The organism is Exiguobacterium sp. PHA03 (assembly GCF_041945985.1).
Taxonomy (GTDB): Bacteria; Bacillota; Bacilli; order Exiguobacteriales; family Exiguobacteriaceae; genus Exiguobacterium_A.
Map to the genome: position 1 here is coordinate 441,682 of NZ_JAUTYQ010000001.1, position 15,321 is coordinate 457,002.

The 15,321-nt window shown below is 46.7% G+C and carries 17 protein-coding genes; 8 read left to right on the forward strand and 9 right to left on the reverse strand.

Going from position 1 to position 15,321, the window contains the following annotated elements:
* Positions 1 to 53 precede the first annotated feature (53 nt).
* The 3 genes from Q7C19_RS02255 to Q7C19_RS02265 form a co-directional block, all read right to left on the reverse strand.
* Positions 54 to 944, reverse strand: coding sequence for an SH3 domain-containing protein (locus Q7C19_RS02255; protein WP_368915257.1), 891 nt, complete (start codon positions 942 to 944; stop codon positions 54 to 56).
* Positions 945 to 1,249: 305 nt separating this feature from the next.
* A complete protein-coding gene (locus Q7C19_RS02260) occupies positions 1,250 to 1,669 on the reverse strand; it encodes a hypothetical protein (RefSeq protein ID WP_035408690.1) in 420 nt (139 codons plus the stop codon).
* A 73-nt stretch (positions 1,670 to 1,742) separates the two neighbouring features.
* Positions 1,743 to 1,937 carry an aspartyl-phosphate phosphatase Spo0E family protein gene (locus Q7C19_RS02265; RefSeq protein WP_023467779.1) on the reverse strand — a complete coding sequence of 65 codons (195 nt, stop codon included), beginning with the start codon at positions 1,935 to 1,937 and terminating at the stop codon, positions 1,743 to 1,745.
* 220 nt (positions 1,938 to 2,157) lie between these two features.
* On the opposite strand from Q7C19_RS02265, the gene Q7C19_RS02270 reads away from it, so the two are divergent.
* Entirely contained in the window at positions 2,158 to 2,856 is a 699-nt protein-coding gene (locus Q7C19_RS02270) for a cytochrome c biogenesis CcdA family protein (RefSeq protein WP_035408688.1), read from the forward strand.
* Positions 2,857 to 2,872: 16 nt separating this feature from the next.
* Positions 2,873 to 3,352 carry a CcdC family protein gene (locus tag Q7C19_RS02275; RefSeq protein WP_035408686.1) on the forward strand — a complete coding sequence of 160 codons (480 nt, stop codon included), beginning with the start codon at positions 2,873 to 2,875 and terminating at the stop codon, positions 3,350 to 3,352.
* 42 nt (positions 3,353 to 3,394) lie between these two features.
* Here Q7C19_RS02275 and Q7C19_RS02280 read toward each other — a convergent pair whose 3' ends face one another.
* Positions 3,395 to 3,820, reverse strand: coding sequence for a DUF2621 family protein (locus Q7C19_RS02280; RefSeq protein ID WP_035408684.1), 426 nt, complete (start codon positions 3,818 to 3,820; stop codon positions 3,395 to 3,397).
* Between the two features lie 91 nt (positions 3,821 to 3,911).
* Here Q7C19_RS02280 and Q7C19_RS02285 point away from each other — a divergent pair, with 91 nt between their 5' ends.
* On the forward strand, positions 3,912 to 4,235 hold the full coding sequence (locus Q7C19_RS02285) for a hypothetical protein (protein ID WP_023467783.1): 324 nt from the start codon (positions 3,912 to 3,914) through the stop codon (positions 4,233 to 4,235).
* A 43-nt stretch (positions 4,236 to 4,278) separates the two neighbouring features.
* Here the strand turns inward: Q7C19_RS02285 and Q7C19_RS02290 are convergent, their stop codons facing one another.
* From Q7C19_RS02290 to Q7C19_RS02300, 3 genes are all read right to left on the reverse strand, one after another.
* Positions 4,279 to 5,583, reverse strand: a complete 1,305-nt coding sequence (locus tag Q7C19_RS02290; protein ID WP_368915254.1) for a VOC family protein — start codon at positions 5,581 to 5,583, stop codon at positions 4,279 to 4,281.
* 26 nt (positions 5,584 to 5,609) lie between these two features.
* Complete coding sequence (locus Q7C19_RS02295; RefSeq protein ID WP_290755537.1) at positions 5,610 to 6,623, reverse strand: hypothetical protein; 1,014 nt, start codon at positions 6,621 to 6,623, stop codon at positions 5,610 to 5,612.
* Positions 6,624 to 6,715: 92 nt separating this feature from the next.
* Positions 6,716 to 7,150 (reverse strand): RrF2 family transcriptional regulator, encoded by a 435-nt coding sequence (locus Q7C19_RS02300; protein ID WP_375091496.1) that lies wholly within the window; start codon positions 7,148 to 7,150, stop codon positions 6,716 to 6,718.
* A 146-nt stretch (positions 7,151 to 7,296) separates the two neighbouring features.
* On the opposite strand from Q7C19_RS02300, the gene Q7C19_RS02305 reads away from it, so the two are divergent.
* Complete coding sequence (locus Q7C19_RS02305) at positions 7,297 to 8,094, forward strand: hypothetical protein (protein ID WP_056060567.1); 798 nt, start codon at positions 7,297 to 7,299, stop codon at positions 8,092 to 8,094.
* A 56-nt stretch (positions 8,095 to 8,150) separates the two neighbouring features.
* Here Q7C19_RS02305 and Q7C19_RS02310 read toward each other — a convergent pair whose 3' ends face one another.
* Positions 8,151 to 9,395 carry an MDR family MFS transporter gene (locus tag Q7C19_RS02310; protein ID WP_023467788.1) on the reverse strand — a complete coding sequence of 415 codons (1,245 nt, stop codon included), beginning with the start codon at positions 9,393 to 9,395 and terminating at the stop codon, positions 8,151 to 8,153.
* Between the two features lie 402 nt (positions 9,396 to 9,797).
* On the opposite strand from Q7C19_RS02310, the gene Q7C19_RS02315 reads away from it, so the two are divergent.
* The 4 genes from Q7C19_RS02315 to Q7C19_RS02330 all read left to right on the forward strand — a co-directional run bounded on the left by Q7C19_RS02315 (position 9,798) and on the right by Q7C19_RS02330 (position 13,932).
* Positions 9,798 to 11,378, forward strand: a complete 1,581-nt coding sequence (locus Q7C19_RS02315; protein ID WP_290772404.1) for a peptide chain release factor 3 — start codon at positions 9,798 to 9,800, stop codon at positions 11,376 to 11,378.
* A gap of 125 nt (positions 11,379 to 11,503) precedes the next feature.
* Positions 11,504 to 11,977 (forward strand): YflT domain-containing protein, encoded by a 474-nt coding sequence (locus Q7C19_RS02320; RefSeq protein ID WP_375091497.1) that lies wholly within the window; start codon positions 11,504 to 11,506, stop codon positions 11,975 to 11,977.
* A gap of 119 nt (positions 11,978 to 12,096) precedes the next feature.
* A complete protein-coding gene (locus tag Q7C19_RS02325; RefSeq protein WP_375091498.1) occupies positions 12,097 to 13,185 on the forward strand; it encodes an MBL fold metallo-hydrolase in 1,089 nt (362 codons plus the stop codon).
* Positions 13,186 to 13,278: 93 nt separating this feature from the next.
* Positions 13,279 to 13,932 (forward strand): hypothetical protein, encoded by a 654-nt coding sequence (locus Q7C19_RS02330; protein ID WP_375091499.1) that lies wholly within the window; start codon positions 13,279 to 13,281, stop codon positions 13,930 to 13,932.
* Positions 13,933 to 14,074: 142 nt separating this feature from the next.
* Here the strand turns inward: Q7C19_RS02330 and Q7C19_RS02335 are convergent, their stop codons facing one another.
* Entirely contained in the window at positions 14,075 to 15,313 is a 1,239-nt protein-coding gene (locus Q7C19_RS02335; RefSeq protein ID WP_035408666.1) for a purine/pyrimidine permease, read from the reverse strand.
* Positions 15,314 to 15,321: the final 8 nt, after the last annotated feature.

Here is a 15,321-nt window from a genome sequence, read left to right on the forward strand (position 1 = left end):
AGCTATAAAAAAAGCCTGCCAGGCGATCTCGCCCGGCAGGTTGTTTATTTTGATTAGTAGACTGTAACTGTGACGTTTTGGCGACCCCAGTTGAGTGCTTCTTGTTGTGAACCGACGAGAAGATCAAGACGGTTACCTTGGATTGCGCCACCACGGTCGAGTACGATTGCTTCACCAATGCCTTCGATGTGCATACGTGTACCGATTGGATATTGCGAAGAAGCTGCTACGATACGCATACCATTGTACGTGATCGTATTTGTAACGTCATAACCGCTTGCTGTCAACGCACGACCATTGTAGAGTTGGCTACCATTGTTAGATGGGTCGTTCGTGTAAGCACTGACGTTCATCGTCACTTTTGTACCTGATTTTGCAGGTGTTGATTGTTTTGTTGCAGTTGCTGGTTGAGCTGCTGCTTTTGGTGCTGGCTTCGCAGCCGGTTGAGCCGCTGGCTTCGCAGCTGGTGCTTTCGCTACACTACCGAGTGTTGTATATGCACTGTGTACATAGCGTGTTTTACCGTCGATTGTTGTTTTGATCCATGCACCGACTTTACCTTCTACGTTGACTTTTTCACCTTTGTAGAGGTTACCGACATCTTTCGAGCTTGTCGTTGGTTGTGTGCGGACATTTAATACTGCCGTAGTAACTGTAGCTTTTTTAAAGTCGAATGAGCCTGCTGCAGACGTATACGCGCCATGGACATAACGTTTTTGACCGTTAATGTGTGTTTGGATCCATGCGCCAGAACGTCCTTCGACATTTAATGTTTGACCTTTATATACATTGCCTACGTCTGCTGATGCAGTTGTAGGTGCTGTGCGTACGTTGAGTACTGGTGTATTTACTGTTACCGTTTCTGAGGCAGCCTCTGTCTCTTGGGCAAATCCTACTGATAGAGCTGTTGCTGCAAGACCGGCAGCGAAAACTGCTTTTTTCATTATTGATGTCCTCCTGACATATGCTGTGTTTACTGTTCCTACTTTACACGGCAAATCTGACTTGTGCGTTTACAGGTCAATGTCATTCGAGTTACAAACTGAGCTTGTATGACAAGAAGATTGCAAAAGAACGGTTTTTGTCATCGGTAGGACATACTAATTATGAAAAATAGACGTTTATAGGTCTTTTGACTTACTTTCGATGAAATATTCGAACAATTTAAAAGGAAAAAGACTTAAATATAGAAACTATGTCATCCTTTTTATCGTCTAGTGATGAAAAAGTGAAATAGGTGATATGCAGATCAATACTTGACGATCGTCGTCACACCAAACGCTGTCAGATAGGAACGATGGTACAATTCCTGCATCCAATCGTTAGCGGAAAGCTGAAACGTGCCGTGAATCGTTTGGTATGTTCGTTGTTGAATATTGATGTCAATCGGCTCTACTAGTGGAGCGGACGGTAGATGGTCATGCATGCTGTCATTTTGATTTTCAATGTAGAGTAATTCGAGGACATCTCCTTCTTCCATATAACGCTCTAAGTAAATCATGAACTCCCATTGATCAGCACCATCAATCGTATAAAGGTAAGACATCGTGAATCGTCCTTGCTTCAAGGAGACATATTCAAGCGGTTCGACTTCATCTACGTATAATCGAGGAAGATCGTCAGGTACATAAAAGGGACGGGAACTAGCTAAGAACGTAAGAGCAGACATAAAGCACCTCCATCAGAAATAAGAAGTCATAAAAAAGTCAGCATTCGCACTCGAATGCTGACTGGATCGTGCATTAGGATAAGAGCGGTTCGTTTGAACCGTGAATGGTATAGTTTTGGACCGTCCGTGAATATTCTAAAAGTAGGACGTCGAGTTCATGGCTAAGTTGCAAAACACGCGGGGAGGTGAAGCTGGACTGGTCAGCTTGATGATATAATTCGCTACGTTTGGCTTCAATGGCTAACGTCAATAGTTGTTGTGTCGTCATAGCGGTCTCCCTTACATTGGTGTCGTATCCATATTCTAGCAAGTCCATTTACTAGGTGCAACGAGATTTCAGTAAAATTGACGAAATGTAATTTTTTTGTAATTTTGGCGGACACGAATCTTTTGCAACTTTCTATGAGATAATAGGTGCTAAATGCAGAGGAGTTTGGCAAAATAGAGAAGGAACTTCTTCTATAGTAGTAAAGAAAGGGGATGCTCATATGGAGCTCTCATTGTGGTTAGCGTTCGGAGCCGGTTTGTTATCATTCGTCTCTCCGTGTACGTTGCCGCTGTATCCTGTATTTCTCTCCTATATTACAGGAGTGTCGGTCACGGATTTGAAGGAACGAGGGGTACGAGAAAGGCGATCCCTGTTTCACACGTTAGCTTTCCTCGTTGGATTTGCGATGGTCTTCGCTGTGCTCGGACTCTCGACATCCTTGTTCGCAGATGTCTTTATCACATATCGGGATACGTTACGGATGGTCGGGGCACTCGTCATCTTCGTGTTCGGTGTCGTTCTCGTCGGGTTATGGCAACCGACATTCTTGATGCGTGAAAAGAAACTGAATCTTGGGGAACGAAAAGGGGGATACGTCGGAACGGTACTCGTCGGAATCGGTTTTGCGGCTGGTTGGACACCATGTACAGGTCCGATTCTCGCAGGAGTCATCGGATTAGCTGCGACCAATCCGAGCCAAGGTATGTTCTACATGCTCGCGTACGTCCTTGGGTTCTCGATTCCTTTCTTATTAATGGCATTTTTCGTAGGTCGTTCGCGTCTGTTCGTGCAGTATAGTCTGAAATTAACGAAATTCGGTGGAGCTTTGATGATGGTCTTCGGTGTCATGCTGTATTTTGACGGTCTCAGTAAATTCGCGGCATGGATGAGTGACATCGTCGGATTCACAGGATTTTAATCAAGGAAGTGATCGGATGATTTGGATATCAACTGGGGTAGCGCTCGTCATGGGTTTGCTGATCAGCTTTATTCGCGTGAAGGCATCAGCAAAACCGACGAACGCTAAAAAAATCTTGATCCCACCGTTTGCGATGTCAACGGGAATGCTACAGTTTCTATACCCAGCTTCCCGTCTGACATGGACGGAGGTAGCAGAAGCATTGCTCATTGGAGCCATCTTCAGTATCTTTTTGATCAAGACATCCAATTTTTATGAAGCGGAAGGGCAGATTTATCTGCAACGTTCGAAAGCGTTTTTCATCGTCTTATTCGGCATCTTATTCATTCGGACGATTGCGAAATTCTTTATCGGAGGGCAAATCGACATCTTCGAGACGGGTGGGATCTTTTATCTCGTCGCCTTCGGTATGATTGCCCCGTGGCGCTTCGCGATGTATCTCAAATACAAAAAGGTGAAATCGGGCACCGTGTCTGTAGCACATTTACCCCAATAAAAAACCGCTGAAGGTGACTTCAGCGGTTTTTTCGTGCATCCTTCAATTTTGGAAATATAATGCGTAGTCTCGCCAGTCGATGGCGTGCTCCGTCAAAGCTTTTTTCAAGAATTTATGATCGCGTTTCGGCGTCGCAGAAATATACCCTTTGACGACCAGTTCAGATGTCATCTCTGTCGCCCGTTCCTCGAGTGCGAACTGTCCGATCCGCCCGGCAATCTTGCGGCGTGCGACATCACGAAATGCCGATGGGACCGGCATGACGAGAGCGTTCAATAACTCCATCGTCTCATCCGTCCAAAGGTGTCGTGTCTTGTCGATGTACTCATCTTCCCAGTCCATCATCGATTTACCGTCTTCTTTCGGCAACTTCTTGAGGAACTTCCGGAACATGAAAAACCCGCCGATTGCCATGAGTGTAATCATGATAAAGCCCCAGAGCAGAATCCCGTTCATGAACCATTCCATGCGCGACTCATCCCCCTTTCACATCAAATATAGATTAGCATAAATCAGGTGGACGTGCTATGATGAATGACGGAGAAAGTGAGGCGAAAAAATGCTGCAACCATACGTACAATTGGACGAGACCGGACAGCCCCGTAAAGGTGTCTTACCTGAAACAGCGGACGGTCGGATCGTTGAATTCTATTATGATACAAAGGGTGAGGAGATTACAGTCATCTTCGTCACCGTTCCGGCAGAAGATGCGAGCCGGAAGCGTGCGTTTACGGTCGGGAAAACGTTCAAGACGGTCTCGACACTCGAAGACTTCACATTACTTCACTATGAATGGGCAAATGACCAGATTTTTGCGACACTCGAGATGTTCGCGGATGGGTCGAAACGTCAAATCGACGCTTCGAGATTGCTCGACTATTAAAAAAGAAGGAGATGCGGATTGCCGCGTCTCCTTCTTTTGATATTTAAGAAATATGAAGTCGGATGACCTCGTCATGAAGGTCAACCTGTCCACCGATCGGGAACGTAAACAAAGGACTCGTATGTCCAAAATCGACATTCGCAAGGACCGGGATCTGTTTTAGTGATGGGTAAAGTGAAATCAAGTAGCGCAGATGTTCTTCCGTCATCTTCGTCGCGAGTTGGAACCGCCCAAAGACGAGCCCACGAATTGTCTCGGCGCCTGGTTGCGCCATCAAAGAGGCGAAATCACGGGCGAACGTCGCTGGGTGGACTTCGTAATCGTCTTCAAGGAACAAGATTGTATCCCGCAAATCAGGGAAATGCGACGTGCCTTGAAGGAGGTTCAAGGTGCAAAGATTTCCACCGATCAGACGACCGCTCGCTTGTCCCGGAGATAAGAGTATCGGTCCTTTGTTCGGTAACGTGATGACATGTCCGCGATCCGAATCCCGCCAATGAATCGACGGCTTGATTGTAACCGGGTCCGTTGCGAATAAGACTTGTTTGAAATAATCAATCGTATAGGCGTCACGATCACGGAAAGCCCGTAACATTGGTCCAGAGTATGTCACTAAACCTGTATTCGTCAAAATGGCGTGACTGAGCGCCGTGATATCAGAGAAGCCACAAAGAATCTTCGGATGCGTCCGAATCAGTTCATAATCGAGTAAATCGACGAGTTCATTCGTACTGAACCCACCGCGAACGCAAAGGATCGCATCGACGTTCGGATCAGCAAACGCGGCGTGGAGATCTGCAACGCGTAACTCGGGATCACTGGAGCCGAACGGATTGACAGCACGCGCATGTTGACTGATTGAGACGCGTAATCCGAATGATTCGAGTGTCTCGATTGCATCGTCAATGATCCTCAGCTCGACTGTCGAGAGGCTCGAAGCGGGGGCGACTAGGCGGATATGTGAACCATCTGTCAGCTTCTTCGGCGTTAAGGTCGGAAGATGAGCGGAAATGATTTCCAATCGGTTACCGAATGGGTCCGCTGTAAAGAAACGACGGCGCGGAGCAAGTCGTGTATCATGCTCAACGGGATAACCTGCGGCTTGCAAGCGATCACTCATTTCTTCAAATGTAGCGACAGTCAATCCAGGATGCGCTTTTTTAGCAGGAGAGAATGGATCCTCGATGCCGAGGTGAAGCGCTGTACCGTGTTCTTTAAACCAGACACCACCACTTTTTTGAACACCAGCAGGTTTATCGACTTCCTTCATATGTAAAAGCCCGGCATAAAATGCACGGGCGCGATCTTCTTCGTTTTTCGGCATAGCGAGTTGGACATGATCTAACATGAAGACACTTCCTTTACGAATAAGATTTAAGCAACGAACTGGGTGATCCGTTTCAGTTCACGCTCGACGAGGTTCAAGTAGAAGACACCTTCGATCCGACGATCAAGAGATTGAGCGATTTCATATAAGTTCGTCCGGAGCGCTGCGAGATACGACGCTTCCTCACCAAGGGATTGTCGATGGGCAAATGCATAGTGAGCGAGTAGGAACTGGAGATATCCACGATCGGTTAAGAATGGAATCAATTGTTTTTTCTCTTCCATCAACCAGGTATAGTTTGTGTCGTAATACATCTTCGCATATAAATGATAGGGCTCATCGCCACCGGTAAAGAGTGTTTCGCCACGTTTGACTTCTTCAATCAAGCGTTCGCTCCAATCAAAACGCTCTTTTTTGCGACTAAGGAATAATGGCAGGATGTATGGATGAGCCTGATCTGGCATCCGTGAACAACCGCGTTCATGTCGCAGTGCCGCATAAAGAAGTAAGGCGCGATCTTCGAATCCACGTTCGATTGCATACGTCATCCGGCTGAAGGCTTCACAGGATGGGCAATCACTGAGTTCGTCGCTTGGTGCGTCGACCCATTCCGATAAATAGTGATCGGCTTGCTCCTCGTCACCAAGCTTGCTGTAAACCATGAAGCTAATATAGTCGCGTGTGCGCGCGAATCCATGCGCGTCACAAAAATCAATGAAGCGGTCAAGATCTTCTTCGAGAAGCGATACCGTCACGTCTTCTTGTTCTGCCATATAGATCAAATAGGACTTATAGTTCCAGTACAAATCAAGTTCTTGTTTTGGAGTCAGTGTCATCTCGTCTTTTCGGATCCATTCCATTAAGAGTGTGAAGGACACGAGAAATGACCGGAAGTGTCCTAGGTCAAATTGATTTTGTGAAAACGTCCATAAGGAGAGGAAGCGGAGTGAATCATCAGCTGTTTCCTCAAAGATGGCCCATAAGGCCTCACCGCGTGTAACGGAGGGTTCTTCTTCCTTTAAGCGAAGATATAAAAGATGGAGTTCTTCTTGAGGGTTCATCTGTACCCCTCCTTTCTTATATAAGTATACCACGAGCGTTTTAAGAAATCGCAATTGAGCGAGGACGGAATAAAAAAAGATTCCGAACCCGCTCAATTGCGGTTCGGAATCATTTCAAGTATTTGGGGATGAGTATTAGCTGTCGGATGTAGCAAATCATGTACTGTGTAACTATTGAGTACTTGATGGAACGCCGCAATGGCATCATCGAAAGCATCACGTGCCGGATTAAGCGAAGGGACCTCGTGAATGCCTTCTTGCGGATCGAGAAAATGAACGGTTGGTTCAAACAGTTGTACGACGTCACCGATATGAATTGCATCCGGAGGGCTCGCTAATCGAAAACCACCTCCACGACCACGGACAGATTCAATCAGACCACTCTGTCCTAAACGATAGACTACTTTCATCAAATGATTCTTAGAAATGTCGTAACAATCCGCTACTTCCTGGATTCGGACTAAACGATCGGGATGAGCTGCTGCGAACAGCAGGGACCGAATCGCGTAATCCGTATAACGTGTCATGCGCATTTTCATCACCTACTTAACACACATACTAGGGGGGGGCGCAAGCATTTACAACTTTCAATGTGCAAAAAATAAGATGTATTTTAGAGATTGTTTTTGAGAGTGGATTCACGCATAATGGATGGTGAAAGGTAGGTTAAATTATGCATTTCGATCAGGCATTACACCTTTTGCAACAGCTCGGTCCATCGATGGAGCAAAAGGGATTGCGGATCGCGACGCGCTTCTATGACTCGCTCGAGGCGACGTACGAAGAAGAATTGCGCGCGCTTCGAGAAGCGGGAGCTCAGGACGGAACTCGGGCACTGCGGATTTTACGCCTGAGTCAATTATTGAATCAGATTACAAACCAGCATGAATCGAGTGAACTGTTTAAATTGATTTTACTGAATGAAATCGATCAGACGAAATCGTTTCTGTTGACGTACCCTGACATCATCAGTCGTGAAATTCTTCAAGCTATTCAAATCGAATATGACCTTAAAGAAAATGCACCTTTACTTCAAGCATGGGCAATTGTTCACCATCAACTCGTCGATACATGTCGGCATTTTTGTAAATACCGCCGTGCTGAAAATTGGCGGCAACAAGATATCTTATTGATCGCAGAAGAACATCATCTAGGAGCCGTCATTGATGAAGCAAGGCATGCTCTCTTAAGCGGTCGGAAAACGACCTTATTACATGTCTCAGCTGAAGAACTAGCAGAACGAATGTTAGCAAATGTCGTATCCTTGACGACGAAAGGCATGATCGTCCACCACATTCGTCAAGAAGGATGGGAACAGCAGATGCAGGAATTCCTGACGATGATCACAGCGAATGATCCGATCGTCTTCGTCAGTGGATCGACGAACTTCATTGCAGACATTCAGCAACGACTCGATCCGCTACCGGTCCTGTTCGGTCCGTTCGTAGCGGCAAATCAATTACCTTCTTAACGAGAAAAGCGACGTGACATGTTCTGACAGAAGTCGGAGCATGACACATCGCTTTTTTAGGCTGATTTCGTTAAACGTTTCGCTCGTTGAATCGAACGATCGAGTGCGAGATAGACCCCACCTGAGACACAACAGAGCAGTCCGACGAATCCGAGCGCAAAATCACCTTTTCCGGTATCAAGGAATAAGGATCCGAGAAGCGGTGCGGTGACGCCACCGATCAACCACTGAAGACTCGCAGCACCGTTGTATGTTCCGCGGAGATGTTCCGGGGCGATTAAGGCGATGAATGTCATCTGCACAGGGGACATGATCATCTCACCGAGCGTATAGAATGCATAAATCGCAAGCAATACTGTCACGAGAACAACATAACTCGTTCCGAGTGAGAACAGGTAAGACGGCACGAATGCGAGGAAAATCATGCCGATTCCGAAGATCGAGGCACCGAGTAACATGACTTTTCCGAATGCCTTCCCTGACAAGCGAGCAGCAATCGGGAACTGGAATAAGACGACCATGATTCCGTTGAGTGCCATCAAGTAAGGAAACGGATTTTGTTTCGTCGGTAACCCCGGTAGTGCTTCTTTCAAGAAGACCGGTAACATACTCTCGACGAGGGCAAATCCCATCGAAATGAAGACACCCGCACCGATAAAGATTAAAAAGACGTGATCCTTCCGCAATACAGTGAGCGGTGATACTTTGACTTCGTCCGTCTTTTCGATATACTCCGGTTTCGTTTCTTCGATGAAGAAGTAGAGAACGAGTCCATACAGGAAAAAGACGAAGGCAGCGGAGTAGAAGATGAGCGAACGGTCAACAAACAGGACAGCACTTCCGAGAAGTGGACCGAACGCTGCGCCGACATTATGTCCCATCCGCAGCAGACCGAACGATTCATTCAGGCGTTCTGGTGGTGTGACGTCAGCGACCATCGCGCTTGCTGCCGGATGGAACAGTGAACTCGATAAACCGAGCAACGCGTTCAAAGCGAGCAGCGGTCCGAATGAATCGGCGAACGAGAAACCGATTAGCGCGATGACGTCACCGATGATCGAGAGAACCATCAGTGGTTTTCGACCGAATTTATCAGCGAAGTGGCCACCGAGAACGGCGCCGACGAGTGACATGATCGGTCCAGTCGCCATGATGACGCCGACTAGGAAGTAGGAATCGAGTCGATCCGCGTAATAGAGAACTAAAAATGGTGCAATCATGAACATCATGATTCCGGTGATCGTTTCCCCGACGAACCGGATCCAGATGTTGCGATCAAGCTGTTTGAGTGCGTTAAACATAGTGAAAACCCCTTATATTCCGTTTTTAGACAATAGAAAAGACGGATACGCACAAATATGGGCATACCCGTCCAAATATAAGAGGGCAGCATGTACGTATACGCATACGCACACCCTGCTTAATTAAAAATTAAACGATAGGGTGACGTACAGTTGTAGCCGATACAAAGACAGTGTGGACAGATGTCCGGGCTTGATGGAATACCATTGTACGTCTCCTCCTTCTGTAATAGTGAACTTCCTAGTCATCGTAAAGAAGATAGTGATGAATTGTCAACTTTAAATCTGAAAATTAAGTCAATGAAGTGAAATGGACGAGACCTTGAAAATTCGGTATGATAGACTAGTTGCGAAAAAGATTGATCGGACTTTTGAATATATCGGTGAAAGGAACTACCATACATGACAAACATTCTACAAACGGAAGTCGAAAAGCGTCGGATTTTCGGCATCATTTCCCACCCGGATGCGGGTAAGACGACACTAACTGAAAAATTCCTCCTACACGGAGGCGCGATCCGTGAGGCAGGTTCTGTCAAGGCACGGAAAAACTCGAAATTCGCAAAATCGGACTGGATGGAAATTGAAAAGCAACGGGGAATCTCTGTTACGTCTTCTGTCATGCAATTCGAATATGACAAAAAAATCGTTTCCATCATGGATACACCAGGTCACTCGGACTTCGGTGAAGATACGTACCGGATCCTGACAGCTGTTGACTCAGCAATCATGGTCATCGATGCGGCGAAAGGGATCGAGTCGCAAACGAAGAAACTCTTCCAAGTCTGTCGGATGCGCGGTATTCCGATCTTTACGTTCATCAACAAGATGGACCGTCAAGCACGTGATCCGCTCGAATTGATGGAAGAACTCGAAGAAGTCCTCGGCATCCCGTCGGTTGCTGTGACATGGCCAGCTGGTTCAGGTCAACAGTTCGAAGGAGTCTATGACCGTGTCAAAGGACAATTCCACTGCTTCAAAAATGATCGTAAGACGATCGAACTCGGCGAGGAAGGTCTCGCGAACGAAGAACTCGCGACGACGATCAACTCGGAAATGTACGAGACGTTGATGGATGAAGTCGACTTACTCGACGGCGCAGGTAACGAATACGATGAAGAATTGATCGCAAAAGGTGAACTGACTCCGGTCTTCTTCGGATCAGCACTCGTCGATTTCGGTGTCACACCACTTCTTGAACATTACTTGAACTTGTCTCCTTCACCGACACCACGTGAGTCAAACAAAGGAAAAGTCGAGCCGGCGCAAGACTTCTTCAGTGGTTTCGTCTTCAAGATTCAAGCGAACATGAACCCAAACCACCGCGACCGGATTGCGTTCGTCCGGATCTGTACAGGTAAGTTCGATCGTGGGATGGACGTCGTCCTGACACGGACAGGCAAGAAGATGAAGCTGTCGCAATCAACTCAATTCATGGCGGATGAGCGTGAAACGGTCAACGAAGCGTTCGCAGGAGATGTCATCGGGTTATATGACTCAGGCAACTATCAAATCGGTGATACGATCACGAATGGCGATCCATCGTTACAATATGAAGCACTCCCGACGTTCGCACCAGAACTCTTCCTGAAGGTCTACACGAAAAACGCCTTGAAGTCGAAACAGTTCCAAAAAGGTGTCGAACAGCTTGCACAAGAAGGTGCGATCCAGGTCTACAAAACGGAATACAACGAAATCATCCTCGGAGCGATCGGACAACTCCAATTCGAAGTCTTCGAGCACCGGCTCAAAGGTGAGTATGGCGTTGACATCTTGAAGGATGCCGCGAACTTCCAAGTCGCCAAGTGGATCAAGCCAGCAGAAGTCGCTGCTGTCAAAAAATTGACGGATTCACGGACGGTTCTCGTCTATGACCGCTGGGAGAATGCCGTTCTGTTATTTGCGAATGATTTCGTCTACGAGCGATTCGTTCAGAAAAACGAAGGAACGATCACATTGGTCGATTCACCGCAACAACTTTAATGTTTTCACGGACTACTTTTCGAAGTGGTCCGTTTTTTCGTTCTGGAAATCTCGTTTGATGACAAGCGAACAAGGGTAAAAATAGAGCGTGTTTGAATTCATATGAAAAAGGACGGTGTCATGTGATGGCGAAACGGTTTGTTGGGATTTATCAGGATCAATCGAGTCTGGAACGAAAAATTGAAGAATTGAAACAGCAAGGACATCATGATTCGGACTTTTCTGTCGTCGGTCGAGATGACGCAGCAGAAGAAGCATCAGGTGCGAGTTGGATTGATCAAGTCAAATCAACGTTCTCTAAAGAACCTCCGCTCCGTGAGACGTTAAAACGTGTCGGACATTCGGATGATGAGGCAGAACGGCATTACGCGGAAGTCGAGCGAGGTGGTCTTGCACTGTTCGTCAAGGATCGAGATCACGACCATGACCATGACCACGATCACCATCATGACCATGAGCATCATCATAACCATGACCAAGATCATCGGTACGATGATAATAAAGTCGAAAATCCAGGGAACAACGCCTATGAATCCAATCACCGTGAGGAAGGTGAGAAGAGCGACCGGGCGAAATGGAAAGCCGACGATATCGACTAATACCTAGAAGTGAAGACGCCATATTGGTGATCTTCACTTTTTTTCGTATCCGAAGTCGCTGGGCAAGATATGTGAGGAATCGTGGTGCTATACTGAGAGCATCGAAGAGGTGATAATACATGAAAAAAATAGTGACAGCTTTAGCAGGAATCGGTCTTGCCAGTGCTTGGTTCATCAACCGATACCCGGTGTTCGGGAAACGACCAAGCCGTGCAGAGCGGCGGAGTTTCGAACGATCAGATCGTTTTGTTGACGGGAAATTCAAAAATGAGATGGATTTCCAGTTGAAGATGGAATGGGACTCGATGAAAAGCATCTTAAAGGATTACGGACGAAACATTCCGAATCTGCGTCCTGTCAGAGCGTTGCCGACGCTTCCGTATCAGCGACGGCAAGACGATAGTGAGGCACCACGTGTGACATGGTTCGGACATTCGGCGTTTTTACTTGAACTCGATGGACAAACGATTTTCTTTGATCCGATGCTCGGTCGCGCACCGTCGCCGTTTCCGAAACTGGGAGGGGGACGGTTTCAAACGACACAGAAAGTTGACCTTGAACGCCTTCCGTTGATCGATGTCGTCGTCTATTCGCACGACCATTATGATCACCTGGATTATCCATCCGTCCTCGCTTTGAAAAATCGAGTCGGTCGCTTCATCGTGCCACTCGGGGTCGGGAGTCGTCTCCGTGGATGGGGCGTCTCGGCGGACCGGATCACGGAACTCGACTGGCATGAGTCGACGCAAGTCGGTGGCATTAAGCTGACAGCGGCTCCGTCGCGCCATTATTCAGGGCGAAATGGTCTTGATCAATTTTCAACGCTGTGGGCGTCATGGGTCATTGAAGGCTCGCAAAAAGTTTTCTTTAGTGGTGATAGTGGGTATGGTCCACATTTTAAAGCGATTGGCGAACAGTATGGTCCGTTTGATTTAACGATGATGGAATGTGGGCAGTATGATGTCCGGTGGTCCAATTCGCACATGTTACCGGAACAAACAGTTCAAGCACATCGTGATGTCAAAGGTCGCGTCTTGATGCCGATTCACTGGTCTGCCTTCATCCTCGCGTTTCATGCGTGGTTCGAACCGGTCGAACGGTTGCTCAAGGAAGCGAAACGCGATGAGATTCCTGTTCTGACACCAATGATTGGGGAAAGTGTGACACCCGAGAGCACGACACGGAAATGGTGGCGGGAAGTGCGTTGAATAGTTGATTTCCAATCTAATTCACAAGTTTTTATGAAAGAGCGCGGTTTAACAATCGCGTTCTTTATTATATCTAATAAAGGAGTGAGAAGATTGCAAGAATACTTCAAAGTGCTAGATGACTTATCAAGTTTTCGAAATAAAAAACAGATGGATGAATACTATAACTACATAAAAGAAGAAGTTAGTAAAAATCGTCAGATCACTGAGTTAATCAGATTGAAAAAAGGAAGGTTTAAAGAGTTCATCGAGGAATACATTCCAGCTTATATTTTTTCGAAATCAGTTTATTTTCCTGAAAATGCTCAAATTAAGATTATCATTGGGAACCAAGGATATGATGCATTGATGAAATTAGAAGACGGTTTAATCGAAAAACTCGAATTTACATCTTATATAGATGGTCCGAGAGAAGTTGAAATTGCAAAATCCTTAAATGAAAAGGGTATATGGAGAACTCGTTTAAGCAGTTTGGATACATTAGAAGAGAGACGGAAACACTTTTTAGAAGAAACCAAAAAAAACATTGATAAAAAAGCTACAAAAAATTACAGTGATGTAAGTTTAGTTTTTAGTATTCACATCATGGAACTAGAACAAATTCCAGAACATCATGACTATCGTCTTCAAGATAAAGTGAGAGAATATCTTCAAGCGAAAACATTCAATGCTAAGGAAGTATTTTTAATAATCGATGACGGTGGAACAACGGAATCGATAGATGATCGTGTCATTCGAATTAAATAAAATAAATAGCAAGGGAGCTCGATAACCGAAACACATTCGGAATCGAACTCCCTTGCTATTTGAATGATTCAGGACGAGATGCTCATCCTCGATCCTTACAGGAAAGCAAGGATGATGACATCGTCCGGACATACAATACCATTTAGCTCGCCAATCGATCCGCTTGTTTCGCACGACGTGAACGAACCTTTTCGACAATCTCGAAACCGAGCACAAGCATCGTTCCGACGAGTAATCCATTACTGAGGAAGGGACGAAGCGTCAAAGGCAGGACTTCAGCGATGACGGTCGATTGCAACAAAATACTGATGCCGATGACGGCACTGATTGCAAACGCATGGCGACGACGGCTGTTCTCCATGTTACTTTCCGCTGACTGCCAGGCAATTAAAAACATATGCGGCAATGTCGCAAGCAACGCGGCACTCGCGACGCTCCGCGGTAATGTCGCGATGATCCCGATCAAGCTTGGGAAGAAACCAATCAGTGCGATGACAAGTGAGGCAATCAAGAACGGGCGACGTTTCCGGCTTCCCGTTTGTGCGATGAATCCACTCGTGATGGGTAATGGCACAGGAACGAGCGTCGAGAACGTAGCAGCGAGTAAATGAATGACACCTTCGATCGACAAGCCTTGGTGCAGACGTCCTTGTTTTTGAAGTGTTGCTTCGACGGCGCTTAAGGCAGCGATCAAATTGACGACGAGCAAGATCGCGAACGGAATCGCGACAAGGAATGCACTGCCGTCAAACTGTGGCCATCCGAACGGTAACGCTTGCGGTGGTGCAAACAAACTAGACGACGTAGGAAGTGACGGACGGCTGACGAGCCAACCGACGAGAATTCCGATCATCAAGGCGAACGGACGTAAGCGACTCGGTCCGAATTGGCTGAGTCCGAGCACAAGTAAGAACGTGATGATACCAGCGAGACGTGTTGCTTCGACGGCGAGGACGGCACCAAGCATGACGCCTGTTAATTGAATACATAATAAAAGCAAAAATGTTCCGCTGACGAGCGGTGTGAAGACGGGTAATAAGTATTTCGTCCATCCTGTCAAACCGAGAATGATAAGGACGATACCGGCAATTACGACGGCTGCCATCGCAATCGTAAAGGCCGTTTTTGAATCGACCGGTAGTGCGGCGATGACGACGAAGATGCTGACCCATGATCCGGCAGGTCCCGATACGATCGGAAGCCGGTGGCCGAAGGCTCCGTGTAGGAAACAGGCAATCCCGCCTACAAAGAACGACCGTTGGACAAGGGCAGCTGTTTCGACTGAGGAGAGGTCGAACAGACTAGCGACGACGATCGGTAAGGCAATCGTGTTCGCAAGTAAGAAGACGATCCACTGGAAAGTAGAAGTCGTTTGTTTCATGAAAAAGC